Origin of the sequence: Streptomyces manipurensis, from assembly GCF_049570255.1 — a bacterium.
GTDB classification, from domain to species: domain Bacteria; phylum Actinomycetota; class Actinomycetes; order Streptomycetales; family Streptomycetaceae; genus Streptomyces; species Streptomyces manipurensis.
In genome coordinates this window covers 3,964,666-3,981,830 of sequence record NZ_CP186950.1, presented here as the reverse complement: position 1 = coordinate 3,981,830, position 17,165 = coordinate 3,964,666, and the positions used below count along the sequence as shown (strand labels likewise).

17 protein-coding genes are annotated in these 17,165 nt (G+C 73.5%); 12 read left to right on the top strand and 5 right to left on the bottom strand.

Features of this window, described 5'->3' with window-relative positions:
• Positions 1–4: 4 nt before the first annotated feature.
• Both ACPU2J_RS18455 and ACPU2J_RS18450 read right to left on the bottom strand, forming a co-directional pair.
• Positions 5–670, bottom strand: coding sequence for a GntR family transcriptional regulator (locus tag ACPU2J_RS18455; protein ID WP_423833644.1), 666 nt, complete (start codon positions 668–670; stop codon positions 5–7).
• A 116-nt stretch (positions 671–786) separates the two neighbouring features.
• Positions 787–2,145, bottom strand: coding sequence for an aspartate aminotransferase family protein (locus ACPU2J_RS18450; RefSeq protein WP_365076124.1), 1,359 nt, complete (start codon positions 2,143–2,145; stop codon positions 787–789).
• Between the two features lie 237 nt (positions 2,146–2,382).
• Between ACPU2J_RS18450 and ACPU2J_RS18445 the strand changes: the two genes are divergently transcribed.
• The 4 genes from ACPU2J_RS18445 to ACPU2J_RS18430 all read left to right on the top strand — a co-directional run bounded on the left by ACPU2J_RS18445 (position 2,383) and on the right by ACPU2J_RS18430 (position 5,792).
• A complete protein-coding gene (locus ACPU2J_RS18445) occupies positions 2,383–3,012 on the top strand; it encodes a type 1 glutamine amidotransferase family protein (RefSeq protein WP_365076127.1) in 630 nt (209 codons plus the stop codon).
• Between the two features lie 106 nt (positions 3,013–3,118).
• Positions 3,119–3,598 (top strand): MarR family winged helix-turn-helix transcriptional regulator, encoded by a 480-nt coding sequence (locus ACPU2J_RS18440; protein WP_420082387.1) that lies wholly within the window; start codon positions 3,119–3,121, stop codon positions 3,596–3,598.
• A gap of 202 nt (positions 3,599–3,800) precedes the next feature.
• Complete coding sequence (locus ACPU2J_RS18435; protein ID WP_420080089.1) at positions 3,801–5,321, top strand: serine/threonine-protein kinase; 1,521 nt, start codon at positions 3,801–3,803, stop codon at positions 5,319–5,321.
• 81 nt (positions 5,322–5,402) lie between these two features.
• Positions 5,403–5,792: a nuclear transport factor 2 family protein gene (locus ACPU2J_RS18430; RefSeq protein ID WP_361593543.1), complete on the top strand. Its 390-nt coding sequence runs from the start codon at positions 5,403–5,405 to the stop codon at positions 5,790–5,792.
• Positions 5,793–5,856: 64 nt separating this feature from the next.
• Here the strand turns inward: ACPU2J_RS18430 and ACPU2J_RS18425 are convergent, their stop codons facing one another.
• Positions 5,857–6,345, bottom strand: a complete 489-nt coding sequence (locus ACPU2J_RS18425) for an HIT family protein (protein WP_420080090.1) — start codon at positions 6,343–6,345, stop codon at positions 5,857–5,859.
• Between the two features lie 274 nt (positions 6,346–6,619).
• On the opposite strand from ACPU2J_RS18425, the gene ACPU2J_RS18420 reads away from it, so the two are divergent.
• From ACPU2J_RS18420 to ACPU2J_RS18390, 7 genes are all read left to right on the top strand, one after another.
• Positions 6,620–7,582, top strand: a complete 963-nt coding sequence (locus ACPU2J_RS18420) for an alpha/beta hydrolase (RefSeq protein WP_420080091.1) — start codon at positions 6,620–6,622, stop codon at positions 7,580–7,582.
• Positions 7,575–8,771, top strand: coding sequence for an acyltransferase family protein (locus ACPU2J_RS18415; protein ID WP_420080092.1), 1,197 nt, complete (start codon positions 7,575–7,577; stop codon positions 8,769–8,771). Before ACPU2J_RS18420 ends, ACPU2J_RS18415 begins: the two co-directional genes overlap by 8 nt.
• Positions 8,764–10,122, top strand: coding sequence for a histidine kinase (locus ACPU2J_RS18410; RefSeq protein WP_423833643.1), 1,359 nt, complete (start codon positions 8,764–8,766; stop codon positions 10,120–10,122). Before ACPU2J_RS18415 ends, ACPU2J_RS18410 begins: the two co-directional genes overlap by 8 nt.
• Positions 10,122–10,793, top strand: coding sequence for a response regulator (locus ACPU2J_RS18405; protein ID WP_420080094.1), 672 nt, complete (start codon positions 10,122–10,124; stop codon positions 10,791–10,793). The genes ACPU2J_RS18410 and ACPU2J_RS18405 overlap by 1 nt, the downstream gene beginning before the upstream one ends.
• An 87-nt stretch (positions 10,794–10,880) precedes the next feature.
• Positions 10,881–12,212, top strand: a complete 1,332-nt coding sequence (locus ACPU2J_RS18400; RefSeq protein ID WP_420080095.1) for a sensor histidine kinase — start codon at positions 10,881–10,883, stop codon at positions 12,210–12,212.
• Positions 12,209–12,868 (top strand): response regulator, encoded by a 660-nt coding sequence (locus tag ACPU2J_RS18395; protein ID WP_420080096.1) that lies wholly within the window; start codon positions 12,209–12,211, stop codon positions 12,866–12,868. Before ACPU2J_RS18400 ends, ACPU2J_RS18395 begins: the two co-directional genes overlap by 4 nt.
• A 63-nt stretch (positions 12,869–12,931) precedes the next feature.
• Positions 12,932–14,140 (top strand): cytochrome P450, encoded by a 1,209-nt coding sequence (locus tag ACPU2J_RS18390; RefSeq protein WP_361593559.1) that lies wholly within the window; start codon positions 12,932–12,934, stop codon positions 14,138–14,140.
• Here ACPU2J_RS18390 and ACPU2J_RS18385 read toward each other — a convergent pair.
• Positions 14,137–14,658: a hypothetical protein gene (locus tag ACPU2J_RS18385; RefSeq protein WP_423833642.1), complete on the bottom strand. Its 522-nt coding sequence runs from the start codon at positions 14,656–14,658 to the stop codon at positions 14,137–14,139. The genes ACPU2J_RS18390 and ACPU2J_RS18385 overlap by 4 nt on opposite strands.
• The gene (locus ACPU2J_RS18380) at positions 14,655–15,506 is read right to left on the bottom strand and encodes a diacylglycerol kinase (protein ID WP_361593651.1); all 852 of its coding nucleotides are present in this window, start codon (positions 15,504–15,506) and stop codon (positions 14,655–14,657) included. Before ACPU2J_RS18380 ends, ACPU2J_RS18385 begins: the two co-directional genes overlap by 4 nt.
• Positions 15,507–15,689: 183 nt before the next feature.
• On the opposite strand from ACPU2J_RS18380, the gene ACPU2J_RS18375 reads away from it, so the two are divergent.
• Complete coding sequence (locus tag ACPU2J_RS18375; RefSeq protein ID WP_361593563.1) at positions 15,690–16,973, top strand: adenylosuccinate synthase; 1,284 nt, start codon at positions 15,690–15,692, stop codon at positions 16,971–16,973.
• The last annotated feature ends 192 nt before the right edge of the window (positions 16,974–17,165 follow it).

Below are 17,165 nucleotides of genomic sequence, written 5' to 3'. Positions count from 1 at the left end.
CCCCTCAGAGGCGGGCGGCCCAGGCCAGGGCGTGCTCGTTGCAGCCATGGACGATGCGGCGGACCGATTCGGCGTCGGCCAGGGTCACGGCGTCGACCAGCTCGCTGTGGCCGTCCCACAGGGCGTCCCGCAGCTGCGGTTCGCGCTGGAGGTGCGGGACGGCGAACACCCAGCACTGCACGCGGATGCGGTGCAGGAACTCGGTGATGTAGGAGTTGGCGACCAGACCGCTCAGCTCCCGCCAGAAGCGCAGGTCGTAGCCGATCAGCACCTCCAGCGAACCGCTCTCGGCGGCCCGCCGCGCCTCCTCGGCGCGGCGGCGCACGGAAACCAGCATCTCGCCGGATCCGGGGGCGACCCCGCACTCGGCGAGCCTGCGGAAGAGGCCGTCGACGACGAGGGCGCGGGCCTCGATCATTCCGCGGAAGTCGTCGACGGACAGGACGCGGACCCGGAAGCCGCGGTGCTGGACGAGTTCGAGCAGCCCCTGCGCGGAGAGGTCGACGAGGGCCTCGCGCACGGGGGTGGCGGACACCTCGTACTGCTCGGCGATCTGCTTGACGGTGAACTCGGTCCCCGGCGGCAGGCGTCCCGCGAGCACCTCGTCCCGCAGCGCGTCCGCGATCTGCTGGCGAAGTGTGTTGCGGGTGACAGCTCCGCTGCCTGGCATAGGGGTCCGTCTCCTGTCGTAGAGCTCCGGACACCATACGGCCAGACAGCGAGGCTGAAACCGAGCGGTTTGTGATCGTTATGCGGACGTCCGGGCCGTCGGGCGGCTCGGGCGGCTCAGGCGGTGGTGTGGCGGTCGGCGACCGTCAGCGCCTCGTCGAGCAGGGCCAGGCCCTCCTTGGCCTCCGCCTCCGTGACCGTGCACGGCGGGACCACGTGGGTGCGGTTCATGTTCACGAAGGGCCACAGGCCGGACGCCTTGCAGGCCGCCGCGAACTCGGCCATCGGCGCGTTCGCCTCGCCGGCCGCGTTGTACGGGACGAGCGGCTCGCGCGTCTCCTTGTCCCGTACGAGCTCCAGGGCCCAGAAGGCGCCGAGGCCGCGGACCTCGCCGACCGAGGGGTGGCGCTCGGCGAGTTCGGCCAGGCCGGGGCCCAGCACGTGCTCGCCGAGGCGGGCGGCGTGCCCGACGACGTCCTCCTCCTCCATCGCGTTGATCGTGGCGACGGCGGCCGCACAGGCCAGGGGGTGGCCGGAGTACGTCAGGCCGCCCGGGTAGGGGCGGGTCGCGAACGTCTCGGCGATGGCTCCCGAGATCGCCACGCCGCCGAGCGGCACGTAGCCGCTGTTCACACCCTTGGCGAAGGTGATCAGGTCGGGGGTGACGCCCCAGTGCTCGGCGGCGAACCACGTGCCCGTGCGGCCGAAGCCGGCCATGACCTCGTCGAGGATGAAGACGATGCCGTGGCGGTCGCAGAGCTCGCGGACGCCCGCGAGGTAGCCGGCGGGCGGGACCATGATCCCCGCGGTGCCGGGCACGGTCTCCAGGATGATCGCGGCGATGGACTGCGGGCCCTCGAAGGCGATGGTGTCGGCGAGGTGGGCGAGCGCGCGCTCGCACTCCTCGGCCTCGGTGGTGGCATGGAAGGCGGAGCGGTAGAGGTACGGGCCCCAGAAGTGCACGACGCCCGCGGCGGCGGTGTCGGAGGGCCAGCGGCGCGGGTCGCCGGTCAGGTTGATCGCGGCGGCGGTGGCCCCGTGGTACGAGCGGTAGGTGGAGAGCACCTTGGCGCGGCCCGTGTGCAGACGGGCCATGCGGACGGCGTTCTCGACAGCCTCCGCGCCGCCGTTGGTGAAGAAGATCTTGTCCAGGTCGCCGGGGGTGCGCTCCGCGATGAGGCGCGCGGCCTCGGAGCGCACGTCGACGGCGAAGCCGGGCGCGAGGGTGCAGAGCCGGGCGGCCTGCTCCTGGATCGCGGCGACGACCTTGGGGTGCTGGTGGCCGATGTTGGTGTTCACCAGCTGGGAGGAGAAGTCGAGGTAGCGCTTGCCGTCGTAGTCCCAGAAGTACGAGCCCTCGGCCCCCGCCACGGCGAGCGGGTCGATCAGGGCCTGGGCCGACCACGAGTGGAAGACATGCTTCCGGTCTGCGTCCTTCACGGCGGCGAGGGTGTGCGGGGTGACATGAGGGGTCATGTCGACACGCTAGAAGTGCGCAGGTGGGGAGGGATATCGGCGGACTGTATGGGGGTGGCGGGCCGGTCTCGGCAGTCTGTCTGCGCCACCGCGCGCGACGCGTCCCCACCTTGACAGCATCCTGTCGATATGACAGTCTCTTGTCATAGAGCTTTTCGTGGAATCCCCGTCCCCGACGGGGTGGCCCCGGCCCCCGGAAAGCCGACCGGCCCGATTCGTCGCTGGAGGCGAAGCACCATGAGCGAGACCCCGCGCAAGCCCGTCCACCTCGCCGTCTACGACACGTACGCGGACTGGGAGACGGGCCACACGACCGCTCACCTCACCCAGCGCGGCCACGTCGTCCGGACGGTCGGCCTCACCGCCGGCACACCCGTCACCACCATGGGCGGCCTGCGCATCCAGCCTGACCTGAGCCTCGCCGACCTGCGACCCGAGGACTCCTCACTGCTGATCCTCACCGGCGCCGCACTGTGGGACGAGGGCGACGCGCTGGCGCCGTTCGCGGCGAAGGCGAGGGAATTCCTGGCGGCCGGGGTCCCGGTCGCGGCGATCTGCGGAGCCACCGCCGGCCTGGCCCGCGAAGGCCTGCTGGACGGGCGGGCCCACACCAGCGCCGTCTCCTTCTACCTGGCCGAGCAGCCCGGCTACGGCGGGGCCGCGCACTACGTCGAGACCGACGCGGTGACCGACGGCGACCTGATCACGGCGGGGCCGACCGAGCCGGTCGCCTTCGCCCGCGAGGTCTTCGCCCGCCTCGACGTCTACAAGCCGGACGTCCTCGACGCCTGGTACGGGCTCTTCCACGACTCCGACCCGGAGGCCTACCCGGTCCTGATGGCGGCCTCGGCGGCGGGCGATGCGTGAGCGGGCCGGGGCAGCGGGCGGGGGTGGCCTGGTGATAGACGGCGGCGCGGGTGACGGGGCGGCGGCCGGCACCGGTTTCGGCGGCGGCCCGGCGGCCGCCGGGATCCTGCCGGACCCGGCGATCCGGCAGGACCTGCTGAGCCGGACGGCGCTCGGGGTGTTCCGGCTGAACGGCCAGTTCCTCTCGCTCTCCGAGGAGCTGGCCCGGCCCGCGGGGCTGACCGCGGCCTGGTGGCAGGTGCTCGGCGCGGTCCTGCGGGAGCCGCTGCCCGTCGCGGGGATAGCCCGCACCATGGGCATCACCCGGCAGAGCGTCCAGCGCATCGCGGACCTGCTGGTGGAGAAGGACCTCGCGGAGTACGTCCCGAACCCGGCCCACCGCAGGGCGAAGCTGCTGCGGCCGACGGAGGAGGGCCGCTCGGCGGTGGACCGCATCGGCCCCGGCCACGCGGCCATGGCGGCCCGGCTCGCGGCGGAACTGGGCGACAGCGCCTTCGCCGAAACGGTCCGCGTACTGGAACGCCTGGCCGAGGCCCTGGACACCCTCCCGCACCCGGAGGGCCCCACGGGAACCCCGGCGGCCTGAGGCGGGCGGGCCGGTCCGGACGGGGCCCGGTGACGGTCCCCGGCCGGACCGGGAGCTCCTCGGCACCGCCCGCCGGGCGCCCTCGCACCCGCGTCCGGCGGGCGGCCGCGATCCGTCACCCCGCCGGGAGGCAACCGGCCCGGGACGCCTCCCGTCTTCCCCTGCGGAGCTGTTCGGCAGCAGGGGGAGGGATCACCCGGCCATGGAGCGACTGCACCCGTACGACCCGCACCGCATAGGCACCTACCGCCTGTTGTCCCGTCTCGGGGCGGGCAGCACGGGCCAGGTCTACCTCGCCCGCGGCGACCGGGGCCGTACCGTCGCGGTGAAGCTGGTGCACCACGGCCTGGGCGCCCGCGAGGAGTTCCGCGCCCGCCTCCGCCAGGAGGTGGCCGCGGTCCGCCGCGCAGGCGGCGCGTGGACCGCACCGGTCCTCGCCGCGGACACCGAGACCGCCGCCCCCTGGGTGGCGACCGCGCACGTCGCCGGGCCGAGCCTGCATCAGGTCGTGGCCCACGACTTCGGCCCGCTGCCGGCCCCCTCCGTACGGGTCCTGGCCGCGGGCCTCGCGTACGCCCTGCGGGACGTCCACCGCGCGGGACTCGTGCACCGGGCCCTGCGGCCCTCGCACGTGCTGCTCTCCCTCGACGGCCCGCGCGTCGTCGACTTCGGCATCTCCCGCGCCGCCACCGACTCGCCCGCCCTCCCGTCCCCCGGGTTCACGGCCCCCGAGCAGCTCCGCGGTGGGCCGGCGACCGCCGCGGGCGACGTGTTCCGGCTCGGCGCGGTCCTCGCGTACGCCGCCACCGGGCGACTGCCCTCCGGCGAGGTGCCGGAGCCCGGGAGCCCGCCCGCCCTCCTGCTCCGCGGCACGGAAACGGAACGGGACCTGGCCCGCTTGCCTCCGGACCTGTACGCCCTCGTACGGGACTGCCTGGACCTGGATCCCGGAGCGCGGCCGCAGCCCGAAGAGGTGCTGGAACGGATCGGTGCTTCGAAGGCCGTGGCCGACGGACGGGCCCTGGAGCCCTGGCTTCCACCGCCTCTGGTGGCGCAGCTCGGCCGCCACGCCGTGCGGCTGCTCGACCGCGAGGACGCCGGCCCGGACCGCCCCGCACCGCCGCAGCCACCGGCCGTACCGCCCTCGTACTCCGTATCCCCCGCACCGGAAGCGGAATCTACCGCCGGGCCTTCGCGGACGGCGTCCACGGCGGTGCTGCTGGCGGTGGCCGCGGTGGTCGCCGTCCTCTCGGCCGGCACGGTGGACGCGGTGATGAACGGGTCCCAGGATCCCCGGCCTCCCGAGAGCAGCGCGCGCAAGCCGACCACGTCGCCGACCTCGTCGCCGGGCGTGGCCGCCCCGTCCGTGGCAGCCGTCCCGGCGGACCCGAGCGGCCCGGCCGGCACGCTGCCCGGCGCGTACCTCGGCAGTTGGCAGGCCGTCCGGGGCACCCAGACCTGGCGGCTCACCCTCACCCCGGGCTCGCCCGGCGAGCGGGTGATGGCACTCACCGTCGAGGACCCCGGGTTCACCTGTGCCTGGACCGCACCGCTGCTCAGCGCCTCCGGCCCCGTGGAGCTCGACGCCTCGACCGTCACCTCCGGCGCCCCGCCGACCTGCACGCCCGGGGTGCGGAGCCGGCTGCTGCTGCGGCCCGACGGAACCCTGCGGAGGGAGCCGGTGAGCGGTGGCGCACCGGCGCTCGACTACACCAGAGCGTGACGCGCAACCGATTGTGTCGAAGTCAATAAGCCTGCAAGGAGAGGTTGTTGCGAATTGCGGCGCTGTCCGACACTGCGGCACATGGAGCCGGTGGAGGTAGTGGCACGACTGTGGGAGCGGATCGGGGCACGCGACTGGGACGGCGTGGCCGGGCTGGTCGCCGAGGACGCCGTCATCGAATGGCCCGTGAGCGGTGAACGCATCGTGGGGCGCGCCAACTTCATCGCCGTGAACAGCGACGACGACTACTCCGACGAACGGCCCGTGGAGGTGCTGCGGGTCCTGACGGACGGGGAGCACGTCGTCACGGAGGTGGAGATGTCCCAGGACCACGTCGTCTACCGGGCGGTCTCCCTGTGGACGGTGCGCGACGGGGAGGTCGTGGGGGCGAGGGAGTACTGGACCAGCCCCGGCCAGGACCCCGCACCCCGCTGGCGGGCCGGCTTCGTCGAGCCCCTGGTGGCCGACTGAACCTGTCCTGACCTGGGGCGGGGCGGGACTGCAACCAGCGGTGGCGGGCGGGCCGGGCTGCCGCTCAGGCCGTCGCGGCGAGCCGGTCCAGTTCGCGGCCGATGGCGGCCCGGAGGGGGTCGTGGCGGGTGCCGAGCGCGTGACGCTCGCCGCGCCAGTACTCCTCCTCGTACAGCCAGACGGGACGGCGGACCCGGTCGGCCGGCTCCCAGTCGTAGCGGGGCCAGACGTGGGTGTGGAGGTAGGGGTCCGTGTTGCCGAGGATCTCGATGTTGACCCGGCGGAAGGCCGGGTCCAGCTCGGCGCAGGCGCGCTCGACGGCCTCGGCGAGCCGTTCCGCGTCCGCGAGGTACGCCGTCCTGCGGGCGCGCGGCAGGTCGGAGAGCCTGGTGACGGCCGGGTCGTCGGTCAGGAGGACGCAGTAGCCGGGCAGGAACTGCCGGTCCCCGATGGCCGCGAAGCCCGCTCCGAGGCGGCGGAGCACGGTGGGGTTGGTCCCGCGGTGCGCGCTGCCGATGCGGTCGCTGCGCCAGTCGTCTTCGATGTCGGGCATCCGTGGACTGTAACCGGGCTGTGGAGAAGGGGTGTCGGGGCCGTGGCGTGGCTCTCAGGTATGACGCCGCATACCTGAGAGCTACGCGCGGACACCGCTCCCGGGCGGGACGCCGACCATGGACCCGGATTCCTAACTTCGGTGGAGGAGAAGGGCGCTGAGGGTCCTTCGTGGCAGAACCGGGGGACGGACAGTGGCGACAAGGACGGCAGAAGCGACGAGGACGGCAGAAGCGACGGCAGGGGCTGGGGCGGGGGCCGCGGCGGGGGCAAGGGTGGGGGCTGCCGACTCCGGGGGCGGTGGCGGCCGGCTGCGGCGGACGCTGCTGGCCTCTCTGGTGGCCGCGTCGGTGGTGTTCCCCGTCTCGGCGGCGGCCTCCGCGGAGGTCCAGGCGCCGGCCCCCGTGGCCTTCGCGGACGGCGCCGCGCCCCGGGAGCGGTACGCCGCCAACCGGACCGCGATGGTGCCGGCGGCCGACGCGGCCGAGGAGGCCGGCCGGACCGGGCGGGCGGACCGGCTGCGGGCCCTGGCCGCCGACGGCAGCGCGCAGTTCCTCGGCTTCGACGGCCGGGGCGGCGGCCGGGCGGTGGAGGTGTTCGGCGAGCTGGAGAGCGCCGACCGGGTCGCCGTCCTGGTGCCCGGCTCGGACACCACCCTCGACACCTACGCCAGGTTCCGCGCCGGGGCCGTCGCACTGCAGGAGCGCCTGCGCGCCGAGTACGGCCGATCCGCCGTGGTGGCCTGGCTCGGGTACGACACTCCGGGCACGGTCAGTACGACCGTCCTGACCGCCGGCCGTGCCGACGAGGCCGCCGCCGAACTGGGGCCGTTCCTGGAGCGGTTGCGGAGCATGGCAGGGCCGGACGCCCGGCTCTCCCTCCTGTGCCATTCGTACGGTTCCGTGGTCTGCGCCCGGACCGCGACGGGCCCGGGCGTCAGCGATGTGGTGCTCTACGGAAGTCCGGGCACGGGGGCCGGTTCCGTCCGGGAGCTGGCATCCGGCGCCCGGGTGTGGGCCGGGCGCGGCAGCGCCGACTGGATAGCGAGGGTGCCGCACGTCCGTCTCGCAGGAGTCGGCTTCGGCACCGATCCGGTCGACCCCGCCTTCGGGGCGCGGCCCTTCGCGGCAGGGGACGCCGGCCACAGCGGCTATCTCGCGCCGGGCAGCCGGTCCCTGGACAGCCTGGCGGCCATCGTCCTCGGCGCCGCCGGCGCGGCGGGGGCCTCCCATGGCTGAGCGGCCCGACCGCCGGTCCGCGCCGGCATCGGGCCTGGACGCGGCCCTACCGCCCGGCCGGGACCTGGCGGTGGACGCCCTGCGGGCCCTGGCGGTCCTCGGCGTGGTGCTCGGACACTGGCTGGTCACCGCGCTGACCTGGCACGACGGCGGCCTGAGCGCGGTGAGCCCGCTGGCCCACCTGCCCTGGCTGACGCCGGTCTCCTGGGTGTTCCAGACCTTGGCCGTCTTCTTCCTGGTCGGCGGCCGGGTCGCCGCCACCGGGTACGCGTCGGCGCGGCGGCGCGGCGTCCCGTACCGCACCTGGGTGGGGCTGCGGCTGCGGCGGCTGTTCGGTCCGGTCGCCGCGGTGCTGGCCCTGTGGACCGTGGTCGCGGGCGGGATGCTCGTGGGCGGCGCCGAGTGGGACACCGTCCGGACCCTGGTCCGTCTGGTCCTGTCGCCCTTGTGGTTCCTGCTGGTGTTCGCGGCCCTCACCGCCGCGACCCCGCTGGTGGCGCGGATGTCACCGCTGTGGCCGCTGGCCGTCGTGGCCGGCGTCGATCTGTGGCGGTTCGGCCTCGGAGGGCCCGAGTGGCTCGGCTGGGTCAACGTGGCTGCCGGCTGGCTCGTGCCCTTCGCCCTCGGCGCCGCCCGGGCCCGCGGGGGCTTCGTCCGGCGCGGCCGCCTCGTGGTCCTGGCGGTGACGGCCGCGGCGGCCACCGTCGCGCTGGTCCTGGTCGGCGGGTACCCGGCGTCCATGGTGGGTGTCCCGGGAGCCGCCGTCTCGAATCTGAACCCGCCCACGCTCGCCGCCGTCACCTTCGGGCTCGCCCAGTGCGCTCTGGCCCTGCTGGCTGTGCCGCGGCTGGAGTGGGCCATGCGCCGACAGGCCGTCCGGACCCCGGTGACGCTGGTGAACCTCTCCGCCATGACCCTGTTCCTGTGGCACCAGACGGCTCTGATGGCCGTGACCGCGCTCGGGCTGCTGGTGTCGGCCGACCTGCCCGGGCTCCACACGGCGCCGGTCTCGGCCGGCTGGGTGGCGGCCCGGCTGCTGTGGCTGCCGGTGTTCGCGGCCGTACTGGGGCTCTGCTGGGCAGCGTTCCGCTTCCACGAGCAGTCGGGTGTGCGTCGCCGCGGGTCCTCGATCGTGCCGAACTCCGCAGTCCCTCACCGCACTTCCGCCAAGGAGAGCACCCATGCATAGGCTGACCGGCGTGAACGAGCAGCGTCCGCCCCTGACCGAGTCGGCGCCGGAGCCCGCCGGACCGGAGGTGGCCCGGTTCTGGCGCCGCTCGCTGGTCCTGGAGCTGTGCTCCCCTCGACGGGACCCGCTGCCGCCGCTGGCCCGGCCCCGGTGGCTGGCCCGGCTGCCGCACGTGGCCGTGCTCTACGCGGCCGTGTTCTTCGGCTTCCTGACCACGGAACAGCTCCAGGACCACTACCACGTCACGGGTGGCGGGCCGCTGGTCCTGGCGCTGATGACCGGCATCTCCATCGGCCTCGGGATGTTCCGTCCGGTCCTCGCGTGGTGGCTCGGCCTGCTGACCGCCGCCCTGGTCGCCTTGTCGATCCACGCCGACGTGGGGCAGGGCCAGACCTGGCCCTGGACACCCGGCGGGATGTTCGCGTTCGCGCCGCTGGTCCTCCTCGTCGCCCTCCGGGTGCCGCCCCGGGTGACCGTCTGGGTCGTGGGCATCTCCGTCGCCTGCACCGGGCTGGCAGAGCTGGGATTCCGGCCCGCCGGCAGTTCGACCACGGTCCTGGAGGTGGCGCTCCTCTTCGGCTTCGTGGGGCTGCTCGGGTACGCCCTGCGCGCGCTGCGGCTGGCCCGCGGCGAGCTGGTGGAGCAGGAGACGCTCACCGCGGAGGAGCGGGCCCGGCGCACCGTGCTGGAGGAACGCAGCCGGATCGCCCGGGAACTGCACGACGTCGTCGCCCACCACATGTCGGTGATCTCCATCCAGGCGCAGGTGGCGCCGCACCTCGTGGAGAACCCTTCCGAGGAGCTCAGGGAGAACCTGGCCGGCATCAGGGAGAACGCCCTGGAGGCCCTGACCGAGCTCCGGCGCGTGCTCGGGGTGCTGCGCTCCGAGCACCCCGACGATCCCGCCGCGCCCCAGCACCCCCAGCCGACCCTGTCCGAGCTGGACGCGCTGGTGGCCAACGTCCGGGGTGCGGGCCTGGAGGTGACCACCGCGGTCTCGGGGATCCGGCGGACGCTGTCGCCGGGCGCGGAGCTCACCGCGTACCGGATCGTGCAGGAGGCCCTGAGCAACTGCCTGCGCCACGCGCCCGGTTCCCGCGTCGAGGTCGGCATCGCGTACGGCCCTCGCGACCTGCACCTGTGCATCGCGAACTCGGCGCCGACCCGGCCGGTGCCGGGCTCGCCCGGAGCGGGGCACGGGCTGCTGGGGATGCGGGAGCGGGCGGGCATGCTGGGGGGTGAGCTGGCCGCCGGTCCGCGTCCCGACGGCGGTTACGAGGTCAGTGCCGTGCTCCCGCTGGGCCCGCAGGACCTGTCGGCCGGCCCTGCTCCCGAGACGAAGAAGGTCTGATGAACACCCCGATCAAGGTGATGATCGCCGACGACCAGATGATGGTCCGGCAGGGCTTCACCGTGCTCCTCGACACCCAGCCCGACATCGAGGTCGTGGGACAGGCGGTGGACGGGGCCGACGCGGTGGCGAAGGTGGCCGAACTGGACCCGGACGTGGTGCTGATGGACATCCGCATGCCGGGGATGGGCGGCATCGAGGCGACATCCCTCATCACGGCCGCCCCGGACTGCTCGGCGAAGGTGCTGGTGCTGACCACCTTCGACCTTGACGAGTACGTGTACGAGGCGCTGCGGGCCGGGGCCTCCGGCTTCCTGCTCAAGGACGCGTCCGCGGAACAGCTGGCGGAGGCGGTGCGGGTGGTGGCGGCGGGCGAGGCGCTGCTGTCGCCGAACATCACGAAGCGTCTGATCACGGAGTTCTCCCGGCTGGGGGCGCCCCGGGCGCCGTCGCGGGCCCGGATCGACGCACTGACCGAGCGGGAGACGGAGGTGCTGTCCCTGATCGCGCAGGGGCTGTCGAACGCGGAGATCTCCGCGCACCTGGTTCTCGCCGAGCAGACGGTGAAGACCCATGTGAGCCGGATCCTGGTCAAGCTGGGCCTGCGGGACCGGACCCAGGCCGCAGTGTTCGCGTACGAGACGGGCCTGGTCCGTCCGGCGGGCTACTGAGGGGCGCGTGTAGTACCTGAGAGGGACCCCGGGAAATCCCCATCGGTGCCGACGCGGACCACGAGGGCGCAGACCTACGGTGTGTGTATGACCGAGACCACCACCGGGGGGACAGCCCGGGCTCCTGAGTTCCGATTGGCGTCGGATGTGATCGCGACCCTTCGCGAGGACCTCCTGACCGATGCGTTCGCCTACCGGCCGCTGCCACTGGAGCAGACACCCGGCCGCTTCGCGCGGCTGCTGCCCAAGGCGATACGCCCGTACTCCCCGTGGCGGCGGCACGCGGCGGTGGGTGTGCTGGCCTTCGTGGCGGTGCTGTACGCGACCCAGATGAACGCGGGGTACCTCGGTGACGTCGGTCAGCTCATCATGGGGCTCGTCGCCGCGGCGCCGATCCTGATGACGCTGGTGCGGCCGGTGGGCGCGTGGTGGGCGTCCGTCGCGATGACGGTGGTGCTGATGGCGTTCGGCGGGGGCGACTACTGGCCCTGGCCGCCGGCGGCCTTCTTCGCGCACATCGCGGTGATGGTCCTCGTCACCCTGCGGACCGGCCCCCGGGTGGCGGCCTGGATGTGGGCCCTCACGCTCGCGCTGGGCTCCGCGATCTCCCTGGTGTTCAACGGCCAGTGGGGCTCCAACCTGCCGGAGATGGCGGTGACCTCGGCCTTCGCCCTGGTGATCGCCGGCAGCGTCCAGATACGGCGGGCCGCGAAGGCGGAGGTGACCGCGCAGCAGGAGGTCACGGCCGTGGAGCGGGACAAGCGGACCCTCCTGGAGGAGCGGACCACGATCGCCCGGGAGCTGCACGACGTGGTGGCGCACCACATGTCGGTGGTGGCCATCCAGGCCGAGGCCGCCCCCTACCGGGTGAAGAACCCGCCGCCGGAGCTGGAGGCGGCGTTCGCCACCATCCGGGAGAACGCGGTGGCGGCCCTGACCGAGCTGCGCCGGGTGCTGGGTGTGGTGCGCTCCGCGGACTACGAGGCCCCGGACGCCCCGCAGCCGACGCTCGCCTCGCTGGACGGTCTGCTGGCCAATGTCCGCGGGACCGGGCTGAGCGTGGAGAAGACGGTCACGGGTGCCGTGCGCGAGCTGCCCCAGGGGGTGGAGCTGTCGGCGTACCGGATCATCCAGGAGGCGCTGAGCAACACCCTGCGGCACGCGCCGGGTGCGGCGGCCGGGGTGGAGGTGTCGTACGTGCTGGGCGGCCTGGGGATCCGCGTCGTCAACGAGGCCCCCACCGGGGACGTGCGCCCCTCGCCCGGCGCCGGTCACGGGATCACCGGGATGCGGGAGCGGGTGGCGATGCTGGAGGGGGAGATGACGGCAGCCGAGACGGAGTCGGGCGGGTACGAGGTGGCGGTGTTCATCCCGGTGCGCGGGCGCACGGAGCCGGAGGCGAGGGAGGCGGCGGTATGACGATCAGAGTGCTGATCGTCGACGACCAGATGATGGTGCGCGAGGGCTTCTCGGTCCTGCTGAACGCCATGGACGGCATCGAGGTGGTGGGCGAGGCGGTCGACGGCCGGCAGGCCGTCGCGCAGGTCGCGGCGCTGCGGCCGGACGTGGTCCTGATGGACATCCGGATGCCGCAGATGAACGGCCTGGAGGCGACACGGGAGATCGTGGCCGCGGACACGGACGCGAAGGTGCTGGTCCTGACGACCTTCGACCTCGACGAGTACGTGTACCAGGCACTGCGGGCCGGGGCCTCCGGGTTCCTGCTGAAGGACGCGTCGGCCCGTCAGCTGGCCGACGGGGTAAGGGTGGTGGCGGCGGGCGAGGCCCTGCTGGCGCCGTCGGTGACGAAGCGGCTGATCGCCGAGTTCTCGAAGATATCCGAGGCGCGCAAGCTCGCGGATCCGGCGGGGGTGGGCGAGTTGACCGAGCGGGAGACGGAGGTGCTGATCCTGATCGCGCAGGGACTCTCCAACGGGGAGATAGCGACCCGGCTGATCGTCGCGGAGTCCACGATCAAGACCCATGTGAGCCGGATCCTGGTGAAGCTGGGGCTGCGGGACCGGACCCAGGCCGCGGTGTTCGCCTGGGAGACCCGGCTGGTGACGCCGGCCTGACCGGAACCGGCCGCACTGCCCGCTTTACCGGCTCGGCGTCGGGAGACGGCCTAGGGTGCGGGAATGGGCTTTGATCCGTGGGATGCCGAGTTCGTCGCCGATCCGTATCCGGCGTACCGGGAGTTGCGCGAGCAGGGGCGGGCCGTGTGGTGGGAGGCCACCGGGCAGTGGCTGGTGCCGCACTACGCCGATGTGAGTGCGCTGCTGCGGGACCGGCGGCTGGGGCGGACCTACCTCCACCGCTTCTCGCACGAGGAGTTCGGGCGGGAGGCCCCACCGCCGGAGCACGAGCCGTTCCACGTGCTCAACGGCAACGGCCTGCTCGACCTGGAGGATCCGGCGCACGCGCGGGTGCGGCGGCTGGTGGCTAAGGCGTTCACCCCGCGGACGGTGGAGCGGCTGGTGCCGGCCGTGCAGCGGATGGCCGGGGAGCTCGTGGACCGGCTGCTCGCGGACGGCGGCGGGGATCTGCTGTCCACCGTCGCGGAGCCGCTGCCGGTGGCCGTGATCGCGGAGCTGCTGGGTGTTCCGGAGTCGGACCGGGGGCCGCTGCGGCCGTGGTCGGCGGACATCTGCGGGATGTTCGAGCTCCGGCCGGACGAGGAGACGGCGCGGCGCGCCGTGCGGGCGAGCGTGGAGTTCAGCGCCTACCTGCGGGGGCTGATCGAGGAGCGGCGCACCAGCCCCGGCGACGATCTGATCTCCGGCCTGATCGCCGCCCACGACGAGGAGGGGCGGCTCAGCGAGCAGGAGATGATCTCCACCTGCGTGCTGCTGCTGAACGCCGGCCACGAGGCGACCGTCAACACCACCGTCAACGGCTGGTGGGCGCTGTTCCGCAATCCCGGACAGCTCGCGGCGCTCCGGGCAAGCCGCGATCCGGAAAAGTTGTCCACAGCTGTGGACGAACTGATGCGGTACGACACGCCTCTGCAGATGTTCGAGCGCTGGGTGCTGGACGACATCCAGGTCGGGGACACGACCGTCCCCCGCGGGGCCGAGGTGGCGCTGCTGTTCGGCTCCGCGAACCGGGACCCCGCGCGCTTCGCGGATCCCGACACGCTGGATCTGGGGCGGACGGACAATCCGCACCTGAGTTTCGGGGCCGGGATCCACTACTGCCTGGGTGCCCCGCTGGCCCGGCGGGAGCTGGAGGCATCGTTCGGCGCGCTGCTGGCGGACGGGGTCCCGCCGATGCGGCTCGTCGAGGAGCCGCAGTGGCAGGAGGGCTATGTCATCCGGGGGCTGAAAAGCCTCCTGGTGGAGTTCTAGCCGGAGCCCCCCGGCCCCGGCCGGCGGCCCGTCCCCCGCCGGCGCACCGGCCGGGCAAGAGCCAGCCGGCCCGCGTCGGGCACCCACAGCACCCCGCCCGCGGCCGGATCCCCGGCCAGCAGGAGGGTCCGCACCTCCGGGGAGGGGACCGGGCCGGTACGGGGCCACGGGCACGGCGGCAGGGCCCGGCGGCCCAGCACTCCCAGGGTCAGGCGCCGGGGCGGCCGCCCGACGAGCACAGCCGGCGGACTCAGCCGGGGCCGCACCACCTCGGCCTCGTACGGGACCCAGCGCAGCGCCGGGTCCCGCAGCACGCACCGCGCCCGGCGTACGGCCCGCAGCTCGCGCACCCCGAGCACCACCGGGCTCAGCAGAACGGCCAGCATCACCGGCAGGGTCAGCACGGCCGCGACCAGCGCCGGCCAGCAGAACACCGGGAGCAGGCACAGCAGCAGCCCGTCACGCCGCCAGTCCTCCAGCGCGCACCGCACCGCCCCCGCCCCAGGCGGCTCCGTCACCGCGGCAGTACGAGCGTCCAGGCCCCGGGGCGCAGGGTCCACGTACGGCGGCGGACGGGACCGCTCATCGCACCGTCGGCGCGGTAGCGGAAGTCCGTGCCCGACACCGTGACCGTCTCGGCGCGGGCCGTGACCGTCGTCGCGGCGAAGCCGCCGCCCGTCCGCACGACGACCTCCATCGGGTCGCCGTCACCGCCCGCGGACACCGAGACGTCCGCGACGGGCCGGTCCACATCGGCCAGCAGCACCCCGTCGGCCTCCACCCGCAGCCGGTGGTGCTGCCCGCCCGCGCCGCCCACCCCTCCCGCCGCGGCGGCCGGGCGGACGAGCGTGCGCACCAGCGAGCGGTACGCGCTCCACACCGACGGCCCCACCTGCCGTACCGAGCCCCGTCCGGGCCCGCGCACCGGCGGGATCCGCAGCGCGCCCAGCACCACCCCGTCGCTGTCGTCGACCAGCAGGTCGTACGTGCGCGCCGTGCCGTCGAGCACCGCCCGGGCCGCGGCGACGGCCGTCTGCGGAACACCGAGGGACCTCGCCAGTCCCAGAGACCCCACCGGCCCCACCGGGACGAGCGCCAGGGCACCGTCGCCCAGCCCCCGCTCCCGGTGCAGCAGCCCCACCGCGCGGACCAGCGCCCGGTCGTCCCCCACGATCACCGGCTGCCGATGGCCCCTGCGGGCGAGCGCCCGCGCGAACTCCTCCGCCGAGTCCGGGAGGCAGATTTTCGCCACCGCGCCCGCTGACAGAACATCCTTCGCGATCCGCACGGACTCGCCGTCAAGACGGCGGGCGACCGGGTCGACCAGGACGAGCAGGCCGCCGACCGGCGCGCCCGCGTGGCTCATGGTGGGCTCTGGAGCCGACACCTCGGTCCTTCCTCGGGTAGCATCTTTGTGCAAGAGGCCCTTGCGCTATTGCGCCAGGGCCTTCGTCTATTCCGGGGCAACCGGTCCGACGGCTCAGCCCGCGTACATCGTCGTACGCCCCCCTGACCTTGGACATGCCCCATCCGGAAGAGGTGTACGCCTGTGCCCGCTCTTGTGCTGCTCGGAGCTCAGTGGGGTGACGAGGGCAAGGGAAAGGCCACCGACCTGCTCGGTGGATCCGTTGACTATGTGGTGCGCTACCAGGGCGGCAACAACGCCGGCCACACGGTCGTCGTAGGCGACCAGAAGTACGCGCTCCACCTTCTCCCTTCCGGCATCCTCTCCCCCGGATGCACCCCGGTGATCGGTAACGGCGTCGTCGTCGACCCGGCCGTCCTGCTTTCCGAGCTGCGCGGGCTCAACGAGCGCGGCATCGACACCTCCAAGCTGCTCATCAGCGGCAACGCGCACCTGATCACGCCGTACAACGTCACCCTCGACAAGGTCGGCGAGCGTTTCCTCGGCAAGCGCAAGATCGGCACCACCGGCCGCGGCATCGGCCCGACGTACGCGGACAAGATCAACCGCGTCGGCATCCGCGTCCAGGACCTCTACGACGAGTCGATCCTCACCCAGAAGGTCGAGGCGGCGCTGGAGGGCAAGAACCAGCTCCTCGCGAAGCTGTACAACCGCCGCGCCATCGAGTCCGCGGCGATCGTCGAGGAGATGCTCCAGTACGCGGAGCAGATCAAGCCGTACGTCGCCGACACCACCCTGATCCTCAACAACGCGCTGGACGAGGACAAGGTGGTGCTGTTCGAGGGCGGCCAGGGCACCCTGCTCGACGTCGACCACGGCACGTACCCCTTCGTCACCTCGTCGAACCCGACCGCGGGCGGCGCCTGCACCGGTACCGGCGTCGGCCCGACGAAGATCAGCCGCGTCATCGGCATCCTCAAGGCCTACACCACGCGCGTCGGAGCGGGCCCGTTCCCGACCGAGCTGTTCGACGAGGACGGCGAGGCGCTGCGCCGCATCGGCGGCGAGCGCGGCGTGACCACCGGCCGTGACCGCCGCTGCGGCTGGTTCGACGCCCCGATCGCCCGCTACGCCACCCGCGTGAACGGCCTCACCGACTTCTTCCTCACCAAGCTGGACGTGCTGACCGGCTGGGAGGAGATCCCGGTCTGCGTCGCGTACGAGATCGACGGCAAGCGCGTCGAGGAGCTGCCCTACTCGCAGACCGACTTCCACCACGCGAAGCCGATCTACGAAACCCTCCCCGGCTGGTCCGAGGACATCACCAAGGCCAAGACCTTCGCCGACCTGCCGAAGAACGCGCAGAACTACGTGAAGGCGCTGGAGGAGATGTCGGGCGCGCCGATCTCCGCGATCGGCGTCGGCCCCGGCCGCACCGAGACCATCGAGATCAACTCCTTCCTCTAGGACTGAGGACCGGGGGCTGAGGACTCGCGGCCCGGAGGGGGCGGCGCGCCGGACGGCGCACCGCCCCCTCCTGCGTACCCGCCCCGGGATCCCGGCCGACCGCGGGTAGCGGGCCGCGGGCCGCGGGCCGCGGAAAAAGATTTGCCACACGCGGTCACATCCGCGCGGGCCCGTCCGTCAGTGCTGTGCAGA

What these genes read in the sequence shown, in the direction of transcription:
- ACPU2J_RS18455 (WP_423833644.1), bottom strand. Translation starts at nt 670, where the DNA reads ATGCCAGGCAGCGGAGCTGTCACCCGCAACACACTTCGCCAGCAGATC.
- ACPU2J_RS18450 (WP_365076124.1), bottom strand. Translation starts at nt 2,145, where the DNA reads ATGACCCCTCATGTCACCCCGCACACCCTCGCCGCCGTGAAGGACGCA.
- ACPU2J_RS18445 (WP_365076127.1), top strand. Translation starts at nt 2,383, where the DNA reads ATGAGCGAGACCCCGCGCAAGCCCGTCCACCTCGCCGTCTACGACACG.
- ACPU2J_RS18435 (WP_420080089.1), top strand. Translation starts at nt 3,801, where the DNA reads ATGGAGCGACTGCACCCGTACGACCCGCACCGCATAGGCACCTACCGC.
- ACPU2J_RS18430 (WP_361593543.1), top strand. Translation starts at nt 5,403, where the DNA reads ATGGAGCCGGTGGAGGTAGTGGCACGACTGTGGGAGCGGATCGGGGCA.
- ACPU2J_RS18425 (WP_420080090.1), bottom strand. Translation starts at nt 6,345, where the DNA reads ATGCCCGACATCGAAGACGACTGGCGCAGCGACCGCATCGGCAGCGCG.
- ACPU2J_RS18415 (WP_420080092.1), top strand. Translation starts at nt 7,575, where the DNA reads ATGGCTGAGCGGCCCGACCGCCGGTCCGCGCCGGCATCGGGCCTGGAC.
- ACPU2J_RS18410 (WP_423833643.1), top strand. Translation starts at nt 8,764, where the DNA reads ATGCATAGGCTGACCGGCGTGAACGAGCAGCGTCCGCCCCTGACCGAG.
- ACPU2J_RS18405 (WP_420080094.1), top strand. Translation starts at nt 10,122, where the DNA reads ATGAACACCCCGATCAAGGTGATGATCGCCGACGACCAGATGATGGTC.
- ACPU2J_RS18400 (WP_420080095.1), top strand. Translation starts at nt 10,881, where the DNA reads ATGACCGAGACCACCACCGGGGGGACAGCCCGGGCTCCTGAGTTCCGA.
- ACPU2J_RS18395 (WP_420080096.1), top strand. Translation starts at nt 12,209, where the DNA reads ATGACGATCAGAGTGCTGATCGTCGACGACCAGATGATGGTGCGCGAG.
- ACPU2J_RS18390 (WP_361593559.1), top strand. Translation starts at nt 12,932, where the DNA reads ATGGGCTTTGATCCGTGGGATGCCGAGTTCGTCGCCGATCCGTATCCG.
- ACPU2J_RS18380 (WP_361593651.1), bottom strand. Translation starts at nt 15,506, where the DNA reads ATGAGCCACGCGGGCGCGCCGGTCGGCGGCCTGCTCGTCCTGGTCGAC.